General features: G+C 69.2%; 1 protein-coding gene. It reads left to right on the top strand.

What is annotated here, in order from left to right; genetic code table 11:
• On the top strand, positions 1-208 hold a 208-nt coding region (locus tag IF61_RS33105), incomplete at both ends, for a beta-ketoacyl synthase N-terminal-like domain-containing protein (protein WP_043191827.1).

Here is a 208-nt window from a genome sequence, read left to right as displayed (position 1 = left end):
CGTACACGTTCGGCTTCGAGGGGCCGGCCGTGACGGTGGACACGGCGTGTTCGTCGTCGTTGGTGGCGTTGCACTGGGCGGCTCAGTCGCTGCGTTCCGGTGAGTGCTCGCTGGCGCTGGCGGGTGGTGTGACGGTGATGTCGACGCCGACGACGTTCGTGGAGTTCTCGCGGCAGCGGGGATTGTCGGCGGACGGCCGGTGCAAGGC

It is taken from the genome of Streptomyces roseoverticillatus (assembly GCF_000719265.1).
Lineage (GTDB): Bacteria > Actinomycetota > Actinomycetes > Streptomycetales > Streptomycetaceae > Streptomyces > Streptomyces roseoverticillatus.
Note: the sequence above shows the minus strand (reverse complement) of the source record. Positions and strands in the feature narration are given on the sequence as shown.